Annotated in this window: 19 protein-coding genes and 1 CRISPR repeat array; of the genes, 8 read left to right on the top strand and 11 right to left on the bottom strand. The window is 41.4% G+C overall.

The features are described from left to right. Positions 1-18: 18 nt before the first annotated feature. From AACU32_RS03260 to AACU32_RS03280, 5 genes are all read right to left on the bottom strand, one after another. Positions 19-1278, bottom strand: coding sequence for an FAD-dependent hydroxylase (locus AACU32_RS03260; RefSeq protein ID WP_096597819.1), 1260 nt, complete (start codon positions 1276-1278; stop codon positions 19-21). Between the two features lie 62 nt (positions 1279-1340). After that, a complete protein-coding gene (locus AACU32_RS03265) occupies positions 1341-4070 on the bottom strand; it encodes a sigma 54-interacting transcriptional regulator (protein ID WP_339377460.1) in 2730 nt (909 codons plus the stop codon). Between the two features lie 580 nt (positions 4071-4650). After that, entirely contained in the window at positions 4651-4860 is a 210-nt protein-coding gene (locus AACU32_RS03270) for a hypothetical protein (protein ID WP_096597821.1), read from the bottom strand. Positions 4861-5699: 839 nt separating this feature from the next. Beyond that, on the bottom strand, positions 5700-6458 hold the full coding sequence (locus AACU32_RS03275) for a YebC/PmpR family DNA-binding transcriptional regulator (RefSeq protein ID WP_096597825.1): 759 nt from the start codon (positions 6456-6458) through the stop codon (positions 5700-5702). 79 nt (positions 6459-6537) lie between these two features. Next, positions 6538-6693 (bottom strand): hypothetical protein, encoded by a 156-nt coding sequence (locus AACU32_RS03280; protein ID WP_339377462.1) that lies wholly within the window; start codon positions 6691-6693, stop codon positions 6538-6540. A gap of 32 nt (positions 6694-6725) precedes the next feature. Here AACU32_RS03280 and AACU32_RS03285 point away from each other — a divergent pair, with 32 nt between their 5' ends. The 3 genes from AACU32_RS03285 to AACU32_RS03295 all read left to right on the top strand — a co-directional run bounded on the left by AACU32_RS03285 (position 6726) and on the right by AACU32_RS03295 (position 13428). Continuing rightward, positions 6726-8072, top strand: coding sequence for an extracellular solute-binding protein (locus tag AACU32_RS03285; RefSeq protein WP_096597827.1), 1347 nt, complete (start codon positions 6726-6728; stop codon positions 8070-8072). A gap of 403 nt (positions 8073-8475) precedes the next feature. Further along, positions 8476-9951, top strand: a complete 1476-nt coding sequence (locus tag AACU32_RS03290; RefSeq protein ID WP_096597829.1) for a S8 family peptidase — start codon at positions 8476-8478, stop codon at positions 9949-9951. A gap of 450 nt (positions 9952-10401) precedes the next feature. After that, positions 10402-13428: a BPSL0067 family protein gene (locus AACU32_RS03295; RefSeq protein ID WP_096597831.1), complete on the top strand. Its 3027-nt coding sequence runs from the start codon at positions 10402-10404 to the stop codon at positions 13426-13428. Positions 13429-13593: 165 nt separating this feature from the next. Here the strand turns inward: AACU32_RS03295 and AACU32_RS03300 are convergent, their stop codons facing one another. From AACU32_RS03300 to AACU32_RS03310, 3 genes are all read right to left on the bottom strand, one after another. After that, positions 13594-13914: a DUF433 domain-containing protein gene (locus AACU32_RS03300; protein ID WP_096597833.1), complete on the bottom strand. Its 321-nt coding sequence runs from the start codon at positions 13912-13914 to the stop codon at positions 13594-13596. A 218-nt stretch (positions 13915-14132) separates the two neighbouring features. After that, positions 14133-15629 carry an HlyD family efflux transporter periplasmic adaptor subunit gene (locus AACU32_RS03305; RefSeq protein ID WP_096597835.1) on the bottom strand — a complete coding sequence of 499 codons (1497 nt, stop codon included), beginning with the start codon at positions 15627-15629 and terminating at the stop codon, positions 14133-14135. 99 nt (positions 15630-15728) lie between these two features. Beyond that, positions 15729-16604 (bottom strand): SDR family oxidoreductase, encoded by an 876-nt coding sequence (locus AACU32_RS03310; RefSeq protein ID WP_096597837.1) that lies wholly within the window; start codon positions 16602-16604, stop codon positions 15729-15731. A 389-nt stretch (positions 16605-16993) separates the two neighbouring features. Here AACU32_RS03310 and AACU32_RS03315 point away from each other — a divergent pair, with 389 nt between their 5' ends. Further along, a complete protein-coding gene (locus AACU32_RS03315) occupies positions 16994-17275 on the top strand; it encodes a hypothetical protein (RefSeq protein ID WP_096597839.1) in 282 nt (93 codons plus the stop codon). 87 nt (positions 17276-17362) lie between these two features. Here AACU32_RS03315 and xth read toward each other — a convergent pair whose 3' ends face one another. Beyond that, positions 17363-18145: an exodeoxyribonuclease III gene (xth, locus tag AACU32_RS03320; protein ID WP_096597841.1), complete on the bottom strand. Its 783-nt coding sequence runs from the start codon at positions 18143-18145 to the stop codon at positions 17363-17365. A gap of 449 nt (positions 18146-18594) precedes the next feature. On the opposite strand from xth, the gene AACU32_RS03325 reads away from it, so the two are divergent. The 4 genes from AACU32_RS03325 (at position 18595) to AACU32_RS03340 (ending at position 21908) form a co-directional block, all read left to right on the top strand. After that, entirely contained in the window at positions 18595-19662 is a 1068-nt protein-coding gene (locus AACU32_RS03325; RefSeq protein ID WP_096597843.1) for a glycosyltransferase family 4 protein, read from the top strand. A 57-nt stretch (positions 19663-19719) separates the two neighbouring features. Next, positions 19720-19905 carry a hypothetical protein gene (locus AACU32_RS03330; RefSeq protein ID WP_096597845.1) on the top strand — a complete coding sequence of 62 codons (186 nt, stop codon included), beginning with the start codon at positions 19720-19722 and terminating at the stop codon, positions 19903-19905. A 143-nt stretch (positions 19906-20048) separates the two neighbouring features. Further along, on the top strand, positions 20049-21077 hold the full coding sequence (locus tag AACU32_RS03335; RefSeq protein WP_096597847.1) for a zinc-dependent alcohol dehydrogenase: 1029 nt from the start codon (positions 20049-20051) through the stop codon (positions 21075-21077). A gap of 219 nt (positions 21078-21296) precedes the next feature. Continuing rightward, on the top strand, positions 21297-21908 hold the full coding sequence (locus AACU32_RS03340; protein WP_096597849.1) for a hypothetical protein: 612 nt from the start codon (positions 21297-21299) through the stop codon (positions 21906-21908). 154 nt (positions 21909-22062) lie between these two features. On the opposite strand, the gene AACU32_RS03345 is transcribed toward AACU32_RS03340, so the two are convergent. Together AACU32_RS03345 and AACU32_RS03350 are read right to left on the bottom strand one after the other, a co-directional pair. After that, positions 22063-22431 (bottom strand): Dethiobiotin synthetase, encoded by a 369-nt coding sequence (locus tag AACU32_RS03345; protein WP_096597851.1) that lies wholly within the window; start codon positions 22429-22431, stop codon positions 22063-22065. Positions 22432-23132: 701 nt separating this feature from the next. Continuing rightward, positions 23133-23455: direct repeats of the CRISPR family, unit length 37 nt; unit sequence GTTTCAATCCCTGATAGGGATTATTGTTAATTGCAAT. A 126-nt stretch (positions 23456-23581) separates the two neighbouring features. Further along, entirely contained in the window at positions 23582-25093 is a 1512-nt protein-coding gene (locus AACU32_RS03350) for a reverse transcriptase domain-containing protein (protein ID WP_096597853.1), read from the bottom strand. Positions 25094-25328 lie beyond the last annotated feature (235 nt).

The following is a 25328-nucleotide window of genomic DNA, read 5'->3' on the forward strand; positions in this document are numbered from 1 at the left end:
AAATGACAAATGACAAATTCACCTTTTTGCCAGTTCTGGAGTTTGCCCTTTTAACCCAATCATCAATTTGAGAGTATAGATTTTAAGCAGAGGCACTCGGCGCATGATCCATAAACCTAGACGACGAACCAGCAATAAGGGTAAGAAATTATTAGAAAACATCCGATCTAACAAATCGGTGAATCCCAATATTGTTAAGTTTTCTCGCTGACGCCAGCGTTCATAGCGTTTGAGGATTTGGATGTTACCAATATCTTTACCTTTGGCGTTGGCTGTTTGGATTACTTGCGCCAATGCGGCTGCATCGCGAATACCTAAATTTAAGCCTTGTCCGCCAACCGGATGGCAATTGTGGGCTGCATCGCCAATTAATGCTAATCTCGGTAAGACATAGCGATCGCTTTGCATGAGTTGGACGGGAAAAATAAAGCGATCGCCTAGTAATTCCAATTTACCCATGTGATTACCAAAGCGGCGGCTGAGTTCTGTTAAAAATTGCTCGTCACCCAACTCACATAAGGCTTTGGCTTCTTCATGGGGGGCTGTCCAAACGATGCGGCAACGGTTCCCCGGTAAAGGTAAAATCGCGAATGGCCCGCTAGTCCAAAATTTTTCGTAGGCTGTATTGTTGTGGGGTTTTTCTGGTTTAACAAAGGCGACAATACAGGATTGCCAATACTTCCAGCCGTGAGTTTTAATTCCCGCGCCTTGGCGAATTGGCGATCGCGCTCCGTCTGCGGCTACTAATAATTTACTCCGTACTGTCCTTGTGTGTTCTGCCACTTTGATATCTATGGCAACTATGTCCTGTTGGTACTCTGTTTTCACTACCTCTGCGGGACATAAATAAGTTACATTCGTACAATCACGGACAAATTCTTGTAATGGCTGTAACAGTGCTTGGTGTTCTGCCACATAACCTAATTCTGGTGTGCCTAAATCTGCTGTGTTAAATTCCACAACCTCAGAATAATCGGCATCAGATAGGCGTACATGGTGATATTTGGCGATTTGCGGCAACATTTTGTCCCAAATCCCAATTCCTTGGTAAATTAGCGCTGAAAGCATGTGAATGGCGTAGGCTTGGCCTTTGGCGACTGCGGCTGATGCTACTTTGGCTTCTACCAGCAGTATCTTCAAGCCGGAATCTTTTAAAGCTGAGGCTAGGGTTAAGCCAATAATCCCGCCGCCGACAATCACCAAATCATAATCATATCCCCCCTTGTCTGTGGCTGTTTGGGGAGAAGGTAGGGTTTGCAAAAGCTGTGTTAGGGGCATTGTTAAGAGAAATTACAGCATCTTAACTATTATTTTGACGCGATCGCGCAATTTAGAGCAAGTTAGATCATCAACTCAAAAAAGAATGCTGTAAAACCCAACATCAGCAACAAATGTGGCAGGTTGTTCAAGAGCGATCGCTTGGTAATCCGCAGCAGTGGATAGGGAGTAAACACCATTACCGAAAGTAGGGTTACGCCTTGCAGAAATTGCGCCACATCTAAACTCCAGGTGAGGGTGGGTAAGCCTGCACCGCTATAACCTAGCGTCCTTGCTAAAACTGGGAGAATTTGCCCGGCTTGAGTCATAGCCGCCGGAATGTAATGAGTGAGATTAGCTGCTAGGGTTAAGGGCAGATAGGCATAAATAACAGTGAGATAGTCTGGTTGCTGAGAATCGAAAAAACGAGCGATCGCATGAGTTAAATAAGTCAACACGGCGGGAATACTCAGAAGCACAAGCACAATGGGAATGCTAAGCAGCAAATGATCCGCATCCAGAGGAACAGAACCAAATCCCAACCATCCGAGAATCTTCTGCCCATGATGCATGAACACACCACCCAATAGCAGCAACAAAAGGGCAACTTCTGCCCAAAATCCCTTGTGATTATCGAGCAAATCCGAAGCTGGGAACCGCAAATTCAATTGTGCCGAGCGATTGGGACAGCCTTTTAAGCAAGTCATACACAGCATACAATCCCGGTTGTCCTGCAATTGCGCCGGATGTAAATACAGCGGACATCCCCCCGTTTCCTGTCCTTCGCTGGGCAAGGCTTCAGCAAAGGTGATGGGAGTTGGCGTTGTCCCCTTATAGCAGCCAAAGGTACTGCACTGACTGCCACACACCTGTTGAGCCGATCGCAACTCAACTATCGACAGTTTGGCAAACAAACCATTCATCCCACCAATCGGGCAAAGATACCGACACCATAATCGCCGCTCGTAAATTAAGCTGAAAATTGTCGCTCCGGCGGTGATTGTCAACAGCAACCAAGCAGACAAATAGGCATGGTGTGGTAAGTCCCAGAGTTTTTCCCACAGGTAAATAGCCACAAAGCCAGCGAATACAATCCAGCCTCCCCAACGGTTCAACCATTTGCTATTCCAGGTGAGTTGCTGACGTGGAAATAGCCACAGAGAAATGCGCCTGATGACGGCTCCGGTAATCATAAATGGACAGACGGCACACCAAAGCCTACCCACAAAGGCAAACAGAAACAAATAACCAGGCCACCACCACGCCCAAAACAAATTTAAGGTGATACTGCTATCCTGATTTTGGGGGCCAATGAAACCCAGCACTGTCACAGGTACAAAAACAGCCATCATGATTACCCAGATACCCTTGGGATACCAGCGACTCAGCAATATTTGCCGCAACCAGGGTATATGAGTCAACAGATCCAGCCGAAAGGCGTTTTTAGTTGATTCTACTGACCATAATGCTTGTTCTGGTATCACCGAATGCCCTGATGGTGTCATCATCACGGCTCTGTGCAAAATCTCTGCCAGTTCTGTCAGGTTTCCGGGGTAGTCGTAGCTAATCAGACGACGGAGATCGGATTGATCTAGTTGTAACAAGGGGCGATTCTGTTCACAGCAAAACTGCTTCAAAAAGTAGCGGGCAAAATCGGGAATGTCGGCTTTCCGTTGGGGTAGAGTAAAAAGCTTGATAGTAATGGCTTGAATATCAGGCAATTCTAGTTTGTTAGGCGATGCCAAGATGAGGCGCACAGAAGATTGAATTGGTGGTGCAGGTTCAGTAGCAGAATTAATTTTGCCCAAAATACCTTGGTTTGGCAGAATTAATCCGGTTTTTAGGTAGTGAATTAAGCGAGAGCGATCGCCCTGACTCAACACCTGCACATTATCTAATACCAGGGTTCCCCGCTCTAACAGTTCCAGAATCCCCCTTTGCTGTCCTACCCTACCAAACAACACATCCGTATTCAACCGACCATCTTCTGCACGCAGTAGCGCCGCACAGTCCATTTCCGCAAAGGGTTGGGATGCTAGTTCGGAGCCTGCATGAATCAAACCTGCTACAAATGTTTTACCTGTACCTGCTTGCCCTTGCAACACCACAGGCTGGAGATTTGCGGCTGCTTGATTAATCTGTTCTGTCAGTTTTTGTGCAGCTTTACTACTGCCAATAATGCTTGTTTTGCTTGGTAATGGCTGGATATAGGACTGTAAAGCTTGAATCCGCTCCTGTTCCCAGGCAATGCGAGTGGTATACTCATACAAATCATGGGAGAGCTGGGAATGAATTATCTGTTCAATTGCAGGGTATTCCGCAATCAGCGCTTGAAATGCGGCTTTCGGTAAAAACAAAATTTCGCTTTTTGTCAGCGCGATCGCATTGGTTTGATATGTTCCTTCTACGCCATTAGCGATCAGCGTATAACCAAATAATTCACCCGGATTCCGGTAGCGAATTAGCAAGTGACCAATCAACGATTGTCGGAAAATCTCCACCTTTCCCGACTTTAGAAGATACATCCCTATAGGGGTCTGCCCCTCCTGATAGATCAGCGTTTTGGGTTCGACGCTAAAGCAATCGAATGATTGAGCGATCGCCTGTATTGCTTGTAGAGGCAATTTTCCCCAAAGCTGATGAACACTCAGCCAATTTTGACAATCTTCAACGTCATTAACGATATTTGCAATCAACGGCAATGGTTGCTCTAAAATTGCCGCCACAGGTTGATTTTGCCTGGTTGCTGTGGAATCCGTTTCCAAATTCAGGCTTTGCTGCATCGCCGGATGATTATATTTATTTAGGTACAATTTAGTATCTCCACTATTTAAATAACAGTTTTATTTAATTTCTCAGGATTTTTTTTATAAAAATATAACAAGGTATTGCAGTAAAGGCTTGTAATCTAACGACTTCATCCATCGGATGTCAATACGGTTCGGTTAAGGGAGAAAGGGAAAAGGGCCCATTCAAACCTTTCCCCCTTACCCCTTAACCTTTTCCCTTTCCCCAAAGGGAGATAAAAATTGCTTATCCGAACCGTATTGCATCGGCTCTTCTCATGTTAAATCCGTATTATTATGTTTAACTCCCAATTTGCGTAGCTGTTTACAAAATTCTGGCAACTAAAAAATATCCCATCACTGTGTTAGCACAGGAAGTACAGAAGGCAGGGTAGAAATAATCTGATATTTTGCGCGATCGCTCAGTCTCAAGCAAGTTAACCGATTTACACGAGAAAAAACCTCGCCGATTACTGAGGAACGCAGCGAGGTTTGATTTTGTGATCTTGAGCAAAGATAGATAAAAAAACTAGGAGACAAAGCTAAAATCAACTATTGATAACCAAGTTAATCACTGCTTTGGTAGTATAAATTTAAATGCAATAGCTTACTTTTTATTTACTGCTGAACTAGCAGAGCGTTTGGTATGATGCTTGAGATGTTTATGCTTAACTATTTTGCCACCATTAGCTTTGTTTGTTGCTGCATGATGAGTCTTATATATAGTAGCAGCTTCAGCTTGAAAAACAGATGCATAAATAGCTACAGGGGTAGCGATCGCTAACGCCAGAAGTAAACCTTTAGCTAATTTATTCATGATAACCTGATGATTTGTTTAGTGAAAGAACCAACGATTTAACTATCCTAAATTTATATGTCAGTGATTTGTTTCTGACATGAATTTTTTATGTATATTTTTCAGATAAATTTTGCTGTTAAATTCAATTTAACTTTATCCTTTATCAGTCAACAGTCAACAGTCAACAGTCAACAGTCAACACTATTTCTTTAATTGCACACTTTTTCATCAATTAACAATATAAAAAACCCACTGCCAGAGGCAGCGGGTTTAAATGGTATAGTGTGTAGTTACGGGAAAATCAAAAAATTAATTGATTATCTACTATAAAATGTAGAAATTAGCAGTCATTGTTTCTTGGGGAAGGCTGCTGTATAGTCACCTCAAAGAGCTGGTTATCACATAGGTCTACGGTAAGTACAGCTATCAACAGAGCCAGACTTAGGAGTTAAGGCTAACTTTTCTGTTTGAGATTTTTCAGAGCATTCAATAGTAGACCCTTATAGTATGGCAAAAAAGCGTGTAATTGTTTTATGAGTTATATAAACTTTCTGTGTAGATTTCTATATTTTTCTCTGGGCAAATTGTTTCTTTTCGTCGGTATATCATCTGGAGTACCAAACTTGGGAGTTCAAAAGATTGTGACAGCTAAAACACCGAAACTTGAGAACCGGCTACAGGGGCAAGAAAATATTAGGTCTAAAAATCAGGCTGTGACTAAATAATTTATGGTAACTCCATACAGCCTTAACATTCCCAGCATCCCATAGCCGTATTTCATTGGTTTGTAAATTCTATGAAATTTGTATGTCTATTGTCACCAGATGTATATTAGACAACAAATTATACATGTCAATCTAAACAATACTCAAAGCCATCAGACTTTCTGCCATTTCCAAGTTGGATGTAACATTTTGAACATCATCCAAACCTTCTAAGGTATCAATTAATTTGAGAAGCGATCGCGCTTGATCGGGATCGGTAACTTCCACAGTATTGCTAGGAATCCACCGCAATTCTGTATCAGTTACCTCAAAGCCTTTTTCGTTGAGGGTTTTATTGAGAATCTCTAAATTTTCTACTTCACTCAATACTTCCGCCATCTCATCCTCAGCCATTTCGTAAGACTCAGCTCCACCTTCTAAAGATGCTTCTAAAAGCTGTTCTTCATCAACTACTCCCTGGACTGTACAAACACCTTTTTGTTCAAACATCCAACTAACACAACCAGTTTCACCCAGATTCCCACCATTCTTACTAAAAGCAACACGTAAATCAGCAGCAGTACGATTGCGGTTATCTGTCAGGGCTTCAATTAAAATTGCGACACCACCAGGCCCGTAACCTTCGTAACGAATAGCTTCAAAACTAGCATTATCACCACCAAATGTGCCTGCACCTTTAGCGATCGCCCGTTCAATATTATCATTGGGAATTCCCGCCGCTTTAGCCTTATCAATTGCTGTGCGCAGTTGAAAATTTCCCGCTGGATCTGGTATACCGCTTCTAGCCGCAACAATAATCGCCCTTGACAGCTGGGTAAAGGTCTTTGCCCTTTTTGCATCCACCACAGCCTTTTGGCGCTTAATATTTGCCCATTTACTATGTCCTGCCATAACCTGAACTTTATCTACACTGCATTTCCAGATTAAGATATAACCGAAATGCAAAGGTAGTTTGAGAAAGAGTCAATAGTCAATAGCCCAAAGTCAAATGACCAATGACTAATGACCAATGACCAATGACCAATGACCAATGACCAGTGAAAATCCTTACCTTGGATGATTGTGCAACACTCGCGGAAAATGCCAAAGTGGTGGCGTAGACGGGAAGCGGCTTGTCATCAGACATCGCTTTGCTTGAATTGCTGATTCATGAACATCATGTACAACTTTTTTTCGCCGCGTCACCATCCCCAGCGCCAAAGAAGAAAATTCTCACCCTACCTGAAATACTGGCTGCTGGTGCTGCTTGTAGGCGTATTAATTGTCACTGGATGTCAAGCAATTCTCCGCCGGGGAGAAGAAGCAAAAGTGATTCATGTTACCTTGTGGCAAGGCGTGAATCCACCGCCCAATCGGGATGTATTGCAAAGGCTAGTAGATAAATTTAATCAAACCCATCCGGATATTCAAGTAGAATCACTCTATGTTGGGCAACAGGATCAGCAAATGCCCAAAATTTTGGCAGCAGTCGTAGGCAATGCACCACCTGATTTACTATGGTACAACCCAACGATCGCCGGTCAATTAGTGGAACTTGATGCCTTAATCCCTGTGGATGAGATGCTGGAAAATTCACCAGTTAAAGACGAAATTGACCCAACTTTATTTGGATCAATGGAATATCAGGGCAAAATTTGGTCAATTCCCTTTGCGACAAATAATGTCGGCGTTTTTTATCGTCCTAGTTTGTTTAAAGCCGCAGGTATCGAGAATTTACCCCGGACTTGGGAAGAGTTGCGACAAGTAGCGCAAAAATTAACCCGCGATCGCAATGGCGATGGCAAAATTGATCAGTACGGTATACTTCTGCCTTTAGGTAAAGGAGAATTTACCGTGTTTACCTGGTTACCATTTATGTGGAGTGGTGGGGGTGAATTAGTGAGTGGTGAATCACCGCAGGCCGCAGGTGTGAATTTAAAAGATAATCAAGGAGCGATCGCCGCTTTACAATTCTGGCGTGATTTAATTGCAGACGGTTCCGCTACCTTATCCGAACCAGAAAGAGGTTATGAAGTCAGTAACTTGGTTAGCGGTAAAGTTGCAATGCAAGTAACTGGCCCCTGGAGTTTGGGAGAATTCCAAGAAAGTGGTGTAGATTTTGATGTCTTTCCCATTCCCATTAAACAAAATCCCGCTACGAGTATTGGCGGTGAAAATTTGTTCTTATTCAAAACCACACCCCAACAGCAAAAAGCCGCCTTTAAATTTGCTGAGTATGCTGCTAGTGAAGCATTTCAGACAGAATTAGCCCTAGGAACTGGCTATTTACCTGTAAATTTGCAATCCCGAAAAAGTAGGAAATATCAAAAATTTATGCGTAAATTCCCCCAAATTCAGGTATTTTTAGACCAAGCAAAATTTGGGCGATCGCGTCCGATTTTTCCGAATTACACCCGCATTTCTGATAACCTAGGTAGGGCAATTGAATCTGTATTATTAGGTAAAAATTCCCCACCCCAAGCCATGAATATTACTCAACAACGCCTAGATTTAATTTTTAAGTAATTAGAAATAGGCACTATGGACGGGATAAATTTTCATCTTTAGTCGTATCATTTTACTGTTTAATGGAAGTTATTGAAATAAAGCAAATTGCAGAAGAAAGAATAAAATTTAAAATCATCTTGTCTAAGGAATAAGTTCATATTTTTATACCTATTTAAAAAACGTGACAAATCTGTAGGGGCGGGGTCTCCCCGACCTTCACTCCCCACCCATCACCTCAACCTTAAAAACAAAAAACACACTTTTAGTTACAGCATTTGTAATGAAATTGTCATTTTTATAATTAATTTCATAGTAATTATTGACAATGGTAACTTATTCCTGAATCAAAACCTTTTGGTAAGAAAGGTTTGAAAAACTTCCGCTGTCTAAAAAAATTGTCATCTTTGAGGAGAAATTACTTATGCCCATTGATTACACGCATAAAAAATCATTGAATGATAACGGGCTAAATGTTAATCCTGTCTCCTCAGCAGATAATTTTAATTTTCAAAATGACGACAATTTAAATATCAGTGGTCATAGTAGTTTTGACCCCAATATCAATGATTTTAGGGCGAATAATACTGATGTGCAACAACTCGATAGTAGAGATACTATGAGTACACTTAGTTATGACTCTACCACTGGTTATGGCTTAGTGAATGCCGCAGCTGGAGTTGCTAAAGCTATTGGTCAAAATACCTTTGCCGATGTTGCCGATTTAGGTGGTAATAATTGGAATCTTGACATGGTAAAAGCCCCAGAAGTTTGGGCTAGAGGATACACAGGTCAGGATGTTGTTGTCGCTGTTATTGATACTGGAGTTGACTATAATCATCTAGATTTAAAAAATAATATCTGGACTAATACTAAAGAAATTGCTGGTAATAACATAGATGATGATGGCAACGGCTACATTGATGATAGCCACGGTTGGAATTTTGTAGAAAACACCAGTGACCCCATAGATAGAAACGGTCATGGTACTCATGTTTCTGGGACTATTGCGGGAGAAAATAATGGTGTTGGTGTGACAGGAATTGCCTATAATTCCAAAATTATGCCCGTGAAAGTTCTCGATGATTCTGGTTCAGGCTCCCTTAGTTCTATTACTAAAGGTATTTATTATGCTGTGAATCAAGGAGCTAATGTCATTAATCTTAGCCTAGGTAGCGATTTTCCTAACAGTTCTTTAGCATCAGCTATTGAATATGCCAGTAAGAAAGGTGTAGTAGTTGTAATGGCAGCTGGTAATAATGGGTTACCAATCATATCCTACCCCGCCAACTATGCAAATCAGTGGGGATTGGCTGTGGGCGCAGTGGATCAGAATAATCAGATTGCAGACTTCTCTAACCGACCAGGAATCAGTCAACTCGCCTATGTAACAGCACCGGGAGTGAATATTTACTCATCAGTACCAGGCGATCAGTATGCTAATTATAGTGGCACATCTATGGCTGCTCCTCATGTTGCCGGGGTAGTAGCTTTGATGCTCAGTGCTAATCATAGCCTGACTGATGCCCAAGTACGTCAAATTATCACACAGACCGCAGGCAATGGCGGCCCAAATCCAGATGCAGGCTTGAGTGCTGGCTGGTTAGTCAATGACTTTATTGCAGAGATAGCGGGAAATACTAGTAAATTTTCTGTTTCTAACTTAGAGAATAGCGCGATGTCTGGAGACAAGCCGCTCCGCTTCTACGCACCAGACCAGACTATAGATCTTAGCGCAAACGCTTCCACACAACCGCAAAGTCTTGACAGTATCAGCAATGCAAACATCTGGTCACAATACCGTTATTATGATAGCAATCTGAATACCAACACCTACAACAGCCTCGCAAATGACCAGGCGACTGATATGGAAAAAATGCGGCAACAATTCCCAAAGTAAATGGTTGAATTGCGCAAAAGGTTCGCTAAAGTCCGATCGCAGGGGTATTAAGGTATTTTCTTGCGCGATCGCATCTCTGTAAAATAATCTAAAAATAACTTTTTCACTAAAACTTATTTTCTACTTTGGTTCAAAGTGGCTGGAAAAACCTTTTCCAGCCACTTTTCTGGTTGATTCACAACTACATCTGAAATTCTACTGTCTTGACAACGACTACTTAATCAAGAGTGGAGCAATCCAAATAAACAGTCATTAACTTATATTTTTTCATAATCATCTGTCTAACTTTAATAGCACTTCATAAAAAAATACGCAGGTATACCCTAGCTGTTTCTGCATTAGCAAGCGCAGAATGTAATCAATTATATTCTGCCGAGAATTTTCCTACTAAAACTTTTAACTAAGAAAGTTTTAAGGGGTGTTTTTTTACCAACTGATACAGGGATATTTATGCCTTTTGATATTGCAGGTAATACTTTAAATACAGCTTTTGATCTAAATTTAAATTCCAACTCTCAAACTTTAAAAGACTGGGTGGGTTTGTCAGATACCAACGACTTCTACCGCTTCAATCTTAGTAGTCGCAGTAGTTTCAGCCTCTCTCTCGATAATTTGTTGGCTGATGTAAATGTAAGGTTAATTCGAGATTACAACTTAAATAGTGTAGTTGATACAGGTGAAATTATCACTGGTTGTTATACCACTGGAACAGCGGCTGAATCGATCAAGACATCTTTAGACAGTGGTACTTACTTCATTCAAGTTTACTCTGTCAACGGCAGCACCAACTATAATTTGGGCGTTTCTGCTCAACCAGTCAACGTCGCCCCCACTAACTTACAATTCAACCTCAATAACACCAACCTCAAACCCACAGATGCTCTGAGCATCAATAATGGCTTAGTCTACGATACTAACGGTGCAACTGACATTTCCAAGGTAGATTTCCGCATCAAGAAAGCTGATGGTACCTTCGTGGAGGTAAAAGATGTTGTCAGTGTCACACCTGCTAGCGACAAGCGCTGGGGAAGTTTCAATTACGAGTTGTCGTTGAGTAGCTTAAACTTGGCGAGTGGTAATTACAGCCTGTGGGCAGTTGCTTATGACAAAGCAAATTTAGCTAGTAATGTTGTAGAACGTGCATTTAGCTTCACTAACAACGTCGCCCCCAATAGCTTACAATTCAACCTCAATAACACCAACCTCAAACCCACAGATGCTCTGAGCATCAATAATGGCTTAGTCTACGATACTAACGGTGCAACTGACATTTCCAAGGTAGATTTCCGCATCAAGAAAGCTGATGGTACCTTCGTGGAGGTAAAAGATGTTGTCAGTGTCACACCTGCTAGCGACAAGCGCTGGGGAAGTTTCAATTACGAGTTGTCGTTGAGTAGCTTAAACTTGGCGAGTGGTAATTACAGCCTGTGGGCAGTTGCTTATGACAAAGCAAATTTAGCTAGTAATGTTGTAGAACGTGCATTTAGCTTCACTAACAACGTCGCCCCCAATAGCTTACAATTCAACCTCAATAACACCAACCTCAAACCCACAGATGCTCTGAGCATCAATAATGGCTTAGTCTACAATAGCAACGGTGCTACAGACATTTCCAAGGTAGATTTCCGCATCAAGAAAGCTGATGGTACCTTTGTGGAAGTCATCGATGTTGTGAGTGTCACACCCTCTACCACAGACAATCGCTGGGGAAGTTTCAACTACAATCTGTCGTTGAGTGGCTTAAATCTCGCGACTGGTAATTACAGCCTGTGGGCAGTTGCTTATGACAAAGCAAATGCAGCTAGTAATGTAGTGGAGCGTACTTTTAGCTTCACTAACTTCACATCCAAAGCTATTACATTGGGTACTCAAGTTGACTTCAACGGCGACGGAAAAACTGACTTTATCCGCCAAGAAAAAGGTGCTTGGGCAACCGATGCTTATGGTACAGGTAAAGTTTACCTTTCTAACGGAGATGGCACTTTTAGAAAACTGGATTTGACAGATTCAGATGATATGAAAGGTGACTTAACTAACCTGATTGTTGGCGATTATAACGGCGACGGAAAAACTGACTTTATCCGCCAAGAAAAAGGTGCTTGGGCAACCGATGCTTATGGTACAGGTAAAGTTTACCTTTCTAACGGAGATGGCACTTTTAGAAAACTGGATTTGACAGATTCAGATGATATGAAAGGTGACTTAACTAACCTGATTGTTGGCGATTATAACGGCGACGGAAAAACTGACTTTATCCGCCAAGAAAAAGGACATTGGGCAACCGATGCTTATGGTACAGGTAAAGTTTACCTTTCTAATGGGGATGGCACTTTTAGAAAACTAGATTTGACCGATTCTGATGATATGAAAGGTGACTTAACCAACCTGATTGTTGGTGATTATAACGGCGATGGGAAAACTGACTTTATCCGCCAAGAAAAAGGACATTGGGCAACAGATGCTTATGGTACAGGTAAAGTTTACCTTTCTAATGGAGATGGCACTTTTAGAAAACTAGATTTGACCGATTCTGATGATATGAAAGGTGACTTAACCAACCTGATTGTTGGCGATTATAACGGCGACGGAAAAACTGACTTTATCCGTCAAGAAAAAGGTCATTGGGCAACAGATGCTTATGGTACAGGTAAAGTTTATCTTGCTAACGGAGATGGCACTTTTAGAAAAATGGATTTGACCGATTCTGATGATATGAAAGGTGACTTAACCAACCTGATTGTTGGCGATTATAACGGGGACGGTAAAACAGACTTTATCCGCCAAGAAAAAGGTCATTGGGCGACAGATGCTTATGGTACAGGTAAAGTTTATCTTGCTAACGGAGATGGCACTTTTAGAAAACTAGATTTGACCGATTCCGATGATATGAAAGGTGATGGGGTGAATATTATTACTAATAATAATATCGTAGGTAGAGAAGTCGATCTAGTGCGGCAGGATGTGACACCAGTACAACCTCAACCGCCAGTAGTGACTCCACCATCCGGTTTAATGGCTACTTCCGATAAGTTAATGCAACTTAGAAACGGAGAGTTGAATGGTAAATCCTTTAATGTCGATAACTATGCTGGTGCCCAATGTTGGGATTTAGTTGCTTATGCAACAGGAATTAACAGTTCCAGCTCTTATTGGCTAACCACTCATTGGAAAGCAGGAGCTAATGTCATGGCAAATGGTAATGTTGCTGTGGGTACTGCCATTGCAACTTTCTTAGGGCCAAATGGTGCTTACGACAATCCCGTTAAAAATGCCAACGGAAAAACCACCTGGATACAGCACACCGCAATTTTTGCAGGCTATGGAACTGAGAATGAAGTACGTGGCTTCTATGTGTGGGATCAGAGTTGGAATCAGAGTACCTTAGATTTTGATAAGCGATATGTCCAGAAACACTTTATTCGGAATAATAGCTCAGGAACTAGTGATGCAGACAACTATTATGTTATTCGGACTTAAGTCAAACTTGATTTGGTAGTAAAAGTCTAAGGGTAGCCATCATAAAAATAATAGCGTGGGGTAGACATTACCAACCTGACAAGCGATCGCTCTTTCTATTCATTAAGAGTGCGATCGCATTTTTTACATTAGAGAAATTCAAGTTGATTTTTCATTTCTTCTGGCTCAATAATTTCCCAGATTCTTTAGTTTCTGTTGCAGAATTGAAGGAGTTTGAGCCTGAATTTCTCTCACAAAGGCTTCTCCTTGTGCAATTTGTTGTCTGATTTCATCTCGATGATCGTGGTAATAGGCTAAGGCAGCATAGACATCAGCTAAAGTGATACTAGGGTAGTGATAAACGATTTCGTCAGGGGAAAGCCCCATTCGTTCGTGCCAAATTATAATATCTTGTACTCTAATTCGGTGTCCAGCAATGTGCGGTTTACCACCACACACACCTGGAGTAATTTCAATGTGTTCTGAGATTACTGATATCTTAGACATCTGTGCTTGTTATCCAAGAAACACTTTTATGAGAACAAATTATATCTTAACGTCAATTATAAATATAGCTGTTGACTGTTGACTGTTGACAGACTTGAAAGCCTTTTATTGTTAGGGTTTTATCTTAGCTTGATGTCCTAATCTATCTGGCTACAGCTATACCTGATTAGCGATCGCTCTTCCTAATTCCTCCAAAAGAGCGATCGCACATCCCAAACCTACCTCACAGAAAATGCTTCGCTAAACCGTCGCGTCACAGGCTCCATAATAAAGGTCAAAACTGATTTTTTCCGCGTGACAATTTCCCCATTAGCTGCCATACCGGGATTTAAGGCAACTTCTTGACCACGGACATTAATTGAGTGTTTGTTTAACTTAATTCTTGTGGGAAACACTAAGCCTAAATCTTTATCGGTAATTGCATTCGGACTGACTTGCACAACCTCGCCATTAATAACACCAAATTCCTGAAAGGGGAAAGTTGCCATTTTTACCTTGGCTTTCATCCCCTGGCGAATAAATCCAATATCGCGGTTGCGAACTTTGACTTCTAGGAGCATTTCTTCCCCTTCTGGTAAAATGGAAAGTAACTCTTCACCAGCTTGTACTGGGCCTTTGGTAGCTTTGATTTTGTAAATTGTGCCAGGAAAGGGCGCTTTAATAGTTTCTTCGTCTTCCTGTTTTCTGGCTTGCTCTAATTGACCAGCAACGTTAGTCAATTCTTCTTTGCGCTTGTTAATTTGGGTGATAATTTCGCTTTGGCGTTCTGATACTAAACGCTGTGCTTGATTGCTCGCTGCTTGATAAGCTGCTTGGGCTTGGCGAATTTCTTGAGTTTGAGCAGCAATATCTTTTTCTAAGGATGTAACTTTGTCTTGAACTTCGAGAATTTTATTCTCGGCATTAGTTATTTCATCTTTGGCTCTGGTAATATCTGTAGTAGCCCGATTTAATCTTTCTTGAGCTTCTAGATAATCGACTCGCGGTACAGCACCGGGAGAAAGAAGAGTACGCAGGCTTTGTTCTCTTTTTTGAGCGATCGCCAAATTACTTTCCATTTTAGAACTGATGCTTTTGGCATTGACTAAGTTAGTTTTGGCGTTAACAAAAGCACTTTTGGCGCTGGCTAAGTTTTCTTGTAACCGCGAGAGTCGCACTTTAGCTTGATCGATGATTGCTTGTTGGCGATTTGCTTCGGCTTGTGCTGCTGCTTGACGTGCTTGATAATCTCCTAGGCGGGAGTTTAACAGCTGATCTTGTAATCCAGTCCCAGTAGTTTTAACTCCCACCCGTTCAGCATCTAAACGTTGTAAGTCTTCTTGAATCAATTTAGTAGCTTTCGCCAGTCGATTCACATCAGTTTGTTTCAAGTCGGGATCGCGTTCAATTAAGACTTGATTTTTGGTGACGCGATCGCCTTCTTTGACTTTGATTTTCATAATTGTCCCACCACCTAGGGATGTGACTGGCCTGACTTGTGTAGATGCAATTAATTCCCCTGAGGCGATCGCTACTTCATCGATTTCGGAAAAATTTGCCCAAGCGATCGCCCCAAATACTATCAGGCTGATCGTTCCCGCTAATAATCTCGTGTATAGCGGTGGTAATTCCTGTACTGCTTTACCCAATTCATAAGATAGTTGTTCATCTGGTTTAGCAAATCGCTGTTTTGTCTGACGCGCTTGCGTAGCATTCGCCACTAGGGAATATTTCATACAATTTTTGTTATTTGTCCTTTATCCTTTGTCATTAGTCATTGGTCATTAGTCATTAGTTTGAGTAGTAAAGAATAATGACCAATGATAGTGACTTTTTTAAACTGCTAAATAACGGCGCACAAAGGTTTCTAAAGTTTCCAATTTAAAGTCAAAAATTCTTTCTAAATTGGAGATTTCGTCTTTTGTGCAGAAAAATTCATTGGCGAGCAAAGTCCGGTAGGTTCCCAAAGCTTGTTGTGTTTGGGTATCAAATAAACCTAAGGCACTCCGTAACCCATCAATAGCAAATAGGGGCGGATTAATTACGATAGGTTCTTTGTTGAAGATGCGTCCAAAAATTTGGGGAATATCCCCACGCCAGAGAATTTCTGGCCCCCCTACGGCTAAAGTTTGGTTTTGTGCGCCTTCAACTGTCAAAGAATCCACCACTATCTTGGCTAAATCATCGGTACTGACAATCGAAGTCCGATTTTTGGGATCGCCAATCAGTAGATACAACCCTGTCTCACGAAACCTTTCTGCTAATGTTAGCAAGTTAGATGCTAATCCAGCCGGACGTAAAATAGTGTAATTCACGCCACTAGCTGCGAGATATTTCTCTACTGCTCGTTTAGCTTTGAATACAGGCGCATCTTCATACCCCCGATCTGCACCCAGTACGGAAATGAAGACAAAATGTTTAACTCCATTGACTTTTGCTTGATCAATGAGTTCAATATTGGCACGATAATCTAAGGATAAGGCATCGCCCCCAGATCCGTGAGTGCTAATAATATATTCCACACCCCGACAAGCTTGCTGAATCTCTTTTTCCCAGCGTAAATCACCGATAAAGATTTCCGCCCCTCGGTGTTCCAATTCGCTGTAATGAGAAGACAGGCGAACAAAAGCCCGCACTGGCTTCTCTTGTTGGCGTAACAGTCGCACAACTCTGCGACCAATTCCCCCTGTTGCTCCAGTGACTAGAATCATAAAATGACCTTATATTAATATTTTCAGTCTCGATTGTTCTCGAAAGCTTGCTATGTGCTTGATCAATGCTTAAAGCTGAAATCAGCTATTTCACATGGAAATTGCATCAATTGTGTGGGCAAAATGCCCATCCTAGAAGATTGTGATGAAATGGAGATATGCAAATTGGATGTGTTTTAGCCTATGAGCATACTTATAGACTTAGTTATCATGCTCAAGATATCCTCACACTAACTATAGGAAGAAGTCACGCTTTATCTATCTTAATAAATGCAGAGGCAGGGCGAAGGGTGAAGGGAAGCAATCGCAAAAACTAGAGGATGATGCGATTACTTCGCTCAAACGAGTAATGACATTTTAAAGGCAATACGGTTCAGTTAAGGATAATTGTGGCGATCGCCCCTGTTGATCGCTTCATCAAAAAAACATATCAAGGCCAATTTAGTAAGCAAAATGCCATAATGCTTACTCGTTTATTCAAAACGCTTACTCAAAATGCCTTAACGCTTACTGAAAATGCCTTAACGCTTACTCATTTTGGTGTTTTCCGCAAGCAAAATGCCTTAACGCTTACTGAAAATGCCTTAACGCTTACTCATTTCGGTATTTTCCGCAAACAAGTAGAACAGTCAACCGTCAACAGTCAACCGTCAACAGTCAACCGTCTGTAGGGGCGGGTTTATTTAGATCATTGTTGATCCACGAGGATATCTGTGAACCCGCCCGTACAAGCGTCAACAGTCAACAGTCAACCCCAATTAAAATTCCACAATCACCGGCGTATGATCGCTTGGTTGAGTCAATTTCCTCGGTGCAACATCAATAATGCAACTTGTCGCCCGCTCATACAACACTGGTGTTAGATAATGATGGTCAATCCGCCAGCCTAAGTTACGCCGGAAGGCGGCGGTGCGATAATCCCACCAACTGTAATTTCCACCTTCAGAAGTAAATTTACGAAAAGCATCAGCAAATCCTAGTGTCAATATATCCCGTAGGGCTTGGCGTTCTGCTTCTGATGCCATGATGTGGTTGTCGGCTTTGACTTGATCGTGAATATCTTTGGCTTCTAAAGCAATATTAAAGTCACCACATACACAGATAGCAGGTTGTGATTTTAGTAGCAGTTGTAAATACTCACGCAATACTGTTAACCACCGCAGCTTATATTCGTATTTTTCACTACCTACAGCTGAACCATTAGGGACATAAAGGTTGACAATCCTCACATTCTCAATAATTCCCGTAATTACCCGTTTTTGTTCGTCCCATTCTGGTTGTAAATTGGGCACGATGGCTGTAAACCCAGTACTTACATCCAACAGCGGTTGGCGGCTGATTAAAGCTACACCGTTGTATGCTTTTTGTCCTGAACAGTAAACTTGATAGCCTAAATTTTCAAAAGGCGATCGCGGAAAATCTTGATCTATAACTTTTGTCTCTTGCAAGCAAAGTACATCAACTGGATTTTGGCTTAACCAATCAGTTACTTGTTCTAGGCGAGTGCGAATTGAATTAACGTTCCAAGTGGCGATTTTCATTGCGGCAATATTTACATAAATTAATTAATTAATCATTAATTAGAGGTATTTTTAGATTTATTTAATATTTATATATTCTCTATGATTCTAGCGGTTTTCCCTAAATCAGTCTTGAGAAGAATTGATCCCAAAGCAAATTTTAGTATTTTCAGCTACAAAATTTGGCAATTAGTAGGTTAAGTTACAGAATAGGCAATTATTTAATGATCCCCAAGACAGATGAAAGGAGTTAGCAGTTGATTGTATCTTTATATTGTAGTCGGGTGAGGCAATCACTGATGATCTGAAATTTAGTGGTGCTGTTTCAACGGTACGGTTAACCGATGTTGCACTTGCGGGCATAGTTTTGGTTAATTTAAATTTCAGAAGATTAAGTATAAATTCTTTGCCCTCAAACATTGACAGAAGTTCTCAATGGGAGAACTATTTAATCGGCTGAACCAAGACATATGAAAATAGCTCAAGTTGCCCCATTATGGGAAAGAGTTCCACCTCCCACATACGGAGGGATTGAATTGGTAGTGAGTCATTTGACCGATGAACTAGTTCGTCGCGGTCATGAAGTCACTTTATTCGCCTCTGGCGATTCCCAAACATTGGCTACATTAGAAGCAATTTATCCCAGAGCATTGCGCTTAGATCCGAATGTCAAAGAGTATGCAGTGTATGAAATGCTTGAACTTAGCCAGGTTTACCAGCGAGCGGCGGAATTCGATATAATTCACTCCCATGTAGGGATTTCGGCACTATCCCTAGCGAGTTTAGTATCAACTCCCACGGTACATACTCTCCACGGCAGCTTTACAAAGGATAACCGCAAAGCCTTTAGCCACCATAAAAAGCAACCATACATCAGTATCAGTAACGCACAGCGGCAGATAGATTTAAACTATTTTGGCACTGTTTACAACGGTATTAACCTGGCAGATTACCCATTGAAAAAACAACCCCAAGAACCAGGATATTTGGCATTCTTAGGGCGTTTTTCTCCCGACAAGGGGCCGCACCATGCGATCGCCATTGCTAAACAGAGTGGTTGGCGCTTGAAGATGGCAGGAAAGATTGATTTAGTAGACTCGAAGTTTTTTGAACAAGAGATTGCCCCCCATATAGATGGTCAGCAAATAGAATTTATCGGTGAAGTTAACCTGGCACAAAAAGCTGAACTCTTAGGCAATGCTGCAATCACTCTTTTTCCTATTACCTGGCAAGAACCTTTTGGATTGGTGATGATTGAATCAATGGCAACTGGTACACCTGTGATTGCCATGAATCTCGGTTCAGTTCCAGAAGTTATTGCTCATGGGGAATCAGGTTTTGTCTGTCAAAACTACGAGGAAATGGTAGACATGATTCCTCAAGCTTTAAAACTTAATCGGCAAACCTGTAGAGAATACGTAGAAAACAAATTTAGCGTTGCTCAAATGGTTAACGGTTATGAAGCAATCTATGAACAAATTATCAAAGATCGCATAGACTTGAATGGGCGCATTCATGCCGCCAAAATCCAGTTTTAATCAAAACAATTTTTTTGTGCATATTACAACAACATTTTTTTCAAGGAGGACATCGGTATGAGTATGAGAACCAACACTTGCCCATGTTGTGGTGGTTCCCTCCTGCGCCATATTCGGCATAGTGAAGTTTATTGGTTTTGTCTCTCTTGCCGACAAGAAGTACCACTATTAACTTTGAGTCGTTTGTCTAATGCAGAGACCCGAAATACCGGATTAACTACCCAACCAACAGTCAATTCTTAGTTTGATATGTTTCGTAGTTAGGACTTTAGTCCTGAATTTTGAAGTGTGCTTTGTGCTGACTAGAAACCCATGAGATTACGGCTGAACTGTGAATAACTCCTCCTGGTAAAATCAGGTGGAGTTATTCATTTAGGTCAAAATTTGTGTTGGCAGCCTTGCTTTATGGTCAAGAAGATTTACGCCTAGAGGAAGTCGCCGATCCGACTCCGGAGGCTGGTGAGGTAGTTATTCAAGTCGGCGCGGCGACAACCTGCGGTACAGATTTAAAAGTATGGCGGCGTGGTGGTCATGCCAGAATGTTGAAACCACCAACTTTATTTGGTCATGAAGCGGCTGGGAAAATTGTCGCCTTGGGTAAAGGTGTGACAAATTGGCAAATAGGCGATCGCATCGTCGCTAATAATTCTGCACCATGCATGAATTGCTTTTTTTGTCAACGAAAAGAGTATTCTTTATGCCCAAATTTGACCTGGAATAATGGTACATTTGCCCAATATTTAAAAATTCCCGCGCCCATAGTACAGCAGAATATGTTGCCGATTCCCGATGAATTGCCTTGGGAATTAGCCGCAATGACCGAACCCTTAGCTTGTGTATTGCATGGCCTAGGGCGTACCCAAATCAAAGCCCAAGATAGGGTAGTGGTGTTAGGAGATGGGGCGATCGGGCTGATGTTTGTCGCCGCCTTAGCCGAGAGTGAGAAAGCCGAGGTATGGCTATGGGGAGGAAATGACCACAGGCTAGAAATTGGCAAAAAATTAGGTGCAGCCAAAACATTTAACTATCATCAAATAGAAGATATTCCCGGAGTGGTAAAAGAACTCACCCAAGGATGGGGCGCAGATGTAGTCATAGAAGCAACAGGCGTACCCAGCGTTTGGGAAACTGCGATCGCCACAGCCCGTCCTGGTGCAACCGTTAACTTATTTGGTGGTTGTCCACGAGATACTACTATTAGCGTCAACACAGAACAGCTACACTACAGCGAACTCACCTTAAAAGGTGTATTTCACAACACCCCTGAATATGTCCGCGCCGCCCTAGCAATGATAGCTAGTCGTAAACATCCTTTAGAACTACTGATTAGCGAACATCGCCCCTTGAAGGATTTAGCACAGGTGTTTAGCGACATGAAAGCGCGGAAAGTCATTAAGGTAGCGCTGAGAGCGTGAAGGGGGCAGAGGGGGCAGAGGGGGACAAGGAGGACAAGGAGGACAAGGAAGCAGAGAAGGAATAACTATTGCCCAATGCCCAATGCCCCATGCCCAATGCCCAATTCATCAGTAAAACCACTTATAGGCGTAGCAATCTTTTTTAAATTTATATGAAATAATTTGGCAGCAAAACGGGAAAACTATGATTACTTCGCGATATAGTTTCCGATTTTGAAAATGTTAAAAAAATCTCTGCTTACTTTTTTGATTTTGCCTGTTTCTTTTATGTCCTGGCTAGCGATGGGAATGCTGGTAGATTCCCAAGCCAATGCTTTACCAGGGCAACAAACTGAAGAAGTAACTACCTGGATTCAAGCACATCCCACCCTTCGTCCTAAAAGTGGCGAACGCTTATTTGTGCAAAAGAGTGATACAGCAGCCCAGCGATTCACCTTTTTAGCATCAGTATTACCGCCTGGAAAAGTGGCATTTACTAAAGACCGCAGCATGATTCGTTCGGAGCGCATGACGATGTATGATGCTGTCAACGGGATGACATTTGAACGCTTCCAAGAGGCTTTACGAGTAATTTATGGACTGGGTATTTATCAAGACTTTCAAAATGCCCAGCTAATTTATAAGTATCCCAATCAAAGTGCGATTAACTCAGCCCGACTTGCCAAAACCCCGATTAGAGAAGCTTTACAGGGAGAATTGCGCGTAGGCGATCGCTATGCCTATTGGGTAGAGGTAGCCCAGCCGAGGGAGGGTAAAGCCTTCACCGGTCAAATGACAGTTTTGCTCAAAAGCGATGTAGACAAATTGGAAGCAGAATTGCGAAATCGGTGATTTAGGTAGAAGTTAAAAGACATTGTAAAAGTGATAGGCTCGTAGGGGCACGGCATCAATGAAATCTCGGTTTTACCGAAAGTCTTTGAAAGCCGTGCCCCGACAATTGAGATATTTTTTATTTGGAAGTCCCTAAGTTGAAGACTTCAGTATTTCAAACTCCCCCAAATCCTTGTGAAGGCGGAGTTTGCCAATTACCAGAAAAGATACTTTCCGCCGCGAGAGAAATTCGCAGCAAATCTTCCTTTAGTAATGGCGGCCAATCAACCCCAGCTTTACGCCCCGCCGCAAATAGCTGTTGAGTCTTCATGCTTAACTCAAAAAGCGCATAAGCTAAGTCTCTATCTAATGTAGAAGCTTCTTTGAGGGCTTCAAACACCACTTTTAATGCCAACAAAATCGAAGTGATTTGACCGGGAACTGGCGGTTTTCCCTGTTTCAGACGCATTAACAAGGAATCTGAGTGGTTTTCGCTGGCGAATACTTGGTCTATAAGGATTTTGCGAGCTGTTTCGTAGTTCATTTATTCAGCTTACAGCAGATTATGTCTAAGTACTAATACTTAGTTATAAATTATTACCCTGAATAGGGATTGTGATGAATTTTAACTCAAATAAGTTGAAATCCATATTAGTAATTTAGACTAATTTCAATTTAAATTTTTCTTGAAGCTGAACATCATCAACCTTTTAATTTCTGATAGGGATATTAATTAATTGAATATTAACAATTGATTCTCACTTTCAGGAGCATCCCAAATGTGTAAATTGATTTTTTGTAGTGATGGCTCTCTAGCCCGCTTGTTTGACCAATGGGAGCAAGATGCTCCCACTACAAATTTATTCAGGGCAAAATTGGGATGTTCCCCAATCAAAAATCATTTTTTTAAAGCCTTGTGATGTTTATAAAACGCTTTTTATAATTAATTGAGTATTAACAACTGATTATCAATTTGAGCAGCATCCCAAATGTGTAAATTGATTTTTTGTAGTGATGGTTCTTTAGCCTGCTGGTTTGACCAATGGGAGCAAGATGCTCCCACTACAAATTTATTCAGGGCAAAATTGGGATGCTCCCCAATCAAAAATCATTTGTTTAAAGCTTAGTGATGTTTATAAAACGCTTTTTATTTTTTAATTTATAGTTGATAAACTATTTATAAATTCAAAAAATATCGTTTTTAGGTTTAAAATTACCGCCAAAATTTGCAATATTATCAATAAGCTTTAAATGCCTGACAGGGATTATTGTTAATTACAATCGGGGTCTGGGGTGTCCCCAGATATAAAAGCGAAGCGTTTCAATCCCTGATAGGGATTATTGTTAATTGCAATGCTAATGATATGAAGATGTTGGCGTATTTGAGCGGTTTCAATCCCTGATAGGGATTATTGTTAATTGCAATTATGCAGCAGCAGTCTATCGCTACAGATTCCCCGAGTTTCAATCCCTGATAGGGATTATTGTTAATTGCAATATTATGTAAGAGAAGAACTTTTTTTCAAAAATCGTTTCAATCCCTGATAGGGATTATTGTTAATTGCAATGCTGCTCTTAATGGTTTTCTTGCTGCCTCTCTTTGGTTGGGTCGATGGGGGGTATTATCCCCCGCACCTCCCATTTCAATCTGGACGTGCGCCTTTCGGTGCATCCAGCTTTCGACAAATCTGAGGCTATTTGCCTTTGCGATAGTGAACTAAATCGTGGCAAGATTCATGTATAGCCAAAAGGTTTTTAGGATGACAATTGTCATGGTTACCATCAATGTGATGGAGGTGAATTCTTTCAGCATCTACAAAACTTAAGCCACAAAATCCACATTTGTGGTGTTGAGAAATCAAAGCTTTGGATGTCGCACCATCATAGAATTTGGATTGACGTTGACTCCAATAAATCAGGTTGCCGTTGAAGGGAGAATAATCTCCTTTGACATTGACGAAATCATTTTCCGAGTAGGGGACTGGAGGAAATGCCTTTTTGACTAGGGTTTCGGCTTGGTAACGGTTCATTTTAGGTTGTTGGTTGAACACTTTAAATGTTCGGTGATTAATGAACCAGAGCGAAAACTGAGAACCAGACATTTTGCAGTAACGATGATAATTTCGCCAACCCCGAATAATTGGGGCTAATTTATCGGCTTTGATGGCTGCACCATCATGCGAGTTATTGATAATGGTTTTGACTTTAGCTTGAAAAGTTTTGAAGTTCTCCATTGCCGGAGTACATCTAAACTTGCCATTGTTCTGGACTTGAAAATGCCAGCCTAAAAAGTCAAAGCCTGTTGTCGCTCTAACTAATCTTGTCTTTGAGGCTTTTACATTTAGTCCGCGAATGTGCAAAAAGGCGCTGACTTTATCAAGTATTTGTGAAGCATTTTCATTCGGCTTGAGGATAAATACCATATCATCCGCATATCTGACGGATTTATGGATATTTTCGATGCCGTCTAATGCGATGTTGGCAAGAAGTGGGCTGCATACTCCTCCCTGTGGTGTACCAGAATCAGGGAATTCGGGATTTGTACCGATTTTCAGACTTCTCCACAGCCCTTGTTTGACGCTTTGCGGCGCGATTACCACAGACATCAAGAAGTTATGGTTGATGCGGTCGAAACATTTTTCAATATCGAGTTCTAGGATTCGTTTTTCCTTTCCATTCGCATGAGAGTTCAAGTTTTGGAAAATCAACTTTTGACAATCATGTGCCGAACGTCCTGGTCTAAATCCATAGCTTCTGGCATTAAATAATGCTTCGTGTGCTGGTTCTATCGCGTATTTGAGCAAGCATTGCCATACTCTGTCCCGAATCGTGGGTACTTTTAAGATTCTTTGAGTACCGTCTTTCTTTGGTATGGGAATTTCTCTGAGTTTTTGGGGTTTCCAATTATGAATATTTACCTTGATGTATTCATCGAGTTCAATTCTTTCAAAGAAAGTTAAGGACTTTTTTCCATCGACACCAGCGGTCTTCTTCCCAACATTTAATTGTGTGACTTGACGAATCGCTAATAATCTTGCACTCCGGGAACGGAGTATCAGCTTTTGGAGACTTTTGACAAGTTTTTGGTCATTGGCTCGCATCGCTTTATATAATCGACATTGTAGGCGAAAAAGGTTTTTGCGGAGTTTCTTCCACGGTAACGATTTCCACAGTTCACTGTAGTTTATTTCTACGTGTCTAACCATACTCTACGCCGCTAATTATACTCTGATTGCCTCGAACCAATTACGGTTCGTCCTACCTAATGTGGAGGTTTACTTATCTCGTCTTACCTACTAGAGTTTCGACCTTTCTCTAGACTCCATCATTATTTTTCCTCGTTCCAATTCTGGATTTTTTGATGATTTAGGACAGACCAGTTCGCCAATATTCTTCTCATAGGAATACGGCTAACGAAACAATATTGCCGCGAGAATAAAA

The organism is Calothrix sp. NIES-2100 (genome assembly GCF_963875285.1).
Lineage (GTDB): Bacteria > Cyanobacteriota > Cyanobacteriia > Cyanobacteriales > Nostocaceae > Aulosira.

Coding starts and splice junctions, on each gene's coding strand:
- AACU32_RS03290 (WP_096597829.1), top strand. CDS start 8,476: ATGCCCATTGATTACACGCATAAAAAATCATTGAATGATAACGGGCTA.
- AACU32_RS03280 (WP_339377462.1), bottom strand. CDS start 6,693: ATGTCTGATGACAAGCCGCTTCCCGTCTACGCCACCACTTTGGCATTT.
- AACU32_RS03345 (WP_096597851.1), bottom strand. CDS start 22,431: ATGAACTACGAAACAGCTCGCAAAATCCTTATAGACCAAGTATTCGCC.
- AACU32_RS03325 (WP_096597843.1), top strand. CDS start 18,595: ATGAAAATAGCTCAAGTTGCCCCATTATGGGAAAGAGTTCCACCTCCC.
- AACU32_RS03295 (WP_096597831.1), top strand. CDS start 10,402: ATGCCTTTTGATATTGCAGGTAATACTTTAAATACAGCTTTTGATCTA.
- xth (WP_096597841.1), bottom strand. CDS start 18,145: ATGAAAATCGCCACTTGGAACGTTAATTCAATTCGCACTCGCCTAGAA.
- AACU32_RS03275 (WP_096597825.1), bottom strand. CDS start 6,458: ATGGCAGGACATAGTAAATGGGCAAATATTAAGCGCCAAAAGGCTGTG.
- AACU32_RS03340 (WP_096597849.1), top strand. CDS start 21,297: ATGTTAAAAAAATCTCTGCTTACTTTTTTGATTTTGCCTGTTTCTTTT.
- AACU32_RS03310 (WP_096597837.1), bottom strand. CDS start 16,604: ATGATTCTAGTCACTGGAGCAACAGGGGGAATTGGTCGCAGAGTTGTG.
- AACU32_RS03285 (WP_096597827.1), top strand. CDS start 6,726: ATGTACAACTTTTTTTCGCCGCGTCACCATCCCCAGCGCCAAAGAAGA.
- AACU32_RS03270 (WP_096597821.1), bottom strand. CDS start 4,860: ATGAATAAATTAGCTAAAGGTTTACTTCTGGCGTTAGCGATCGCTACC.
- AACU32_RS03300 (WP_096597833.1), bottom strand. CDS start 13,914: ATGTCTAAGATATCAGTAATCTCAGAACACATTGAAATTACTCCAGGT.
- AACU32_RS03305 (WP_096597835.1), bottom strand. CDS start 15,629: ATGAAATATTCCCTAGTGGCGAATGCTACGCAAGCGCGTCAGACAAAA.
- AACU32_RS03350 (WP_096597853.1), bottom strand. CDS start 25,093: ATGGTTAGACACGTAGAAATAAACTACAGTGAACTGTGGAAATCGTTA.
- AACU32_RS03330 (WP_096597845.1), top strand. CDS start 19,720: ATGAGTATGAGAACCAACACTTGCCCATGTTGTGGTGGTTCCCTCCTG.
- AACU32_RS03260 (WP_096597819.1), bottom strand. CDS start 1,278: ATGCCCCTAACACAGCTTTTGCAAACCCTACCTTCTCCCCAAACAGCC.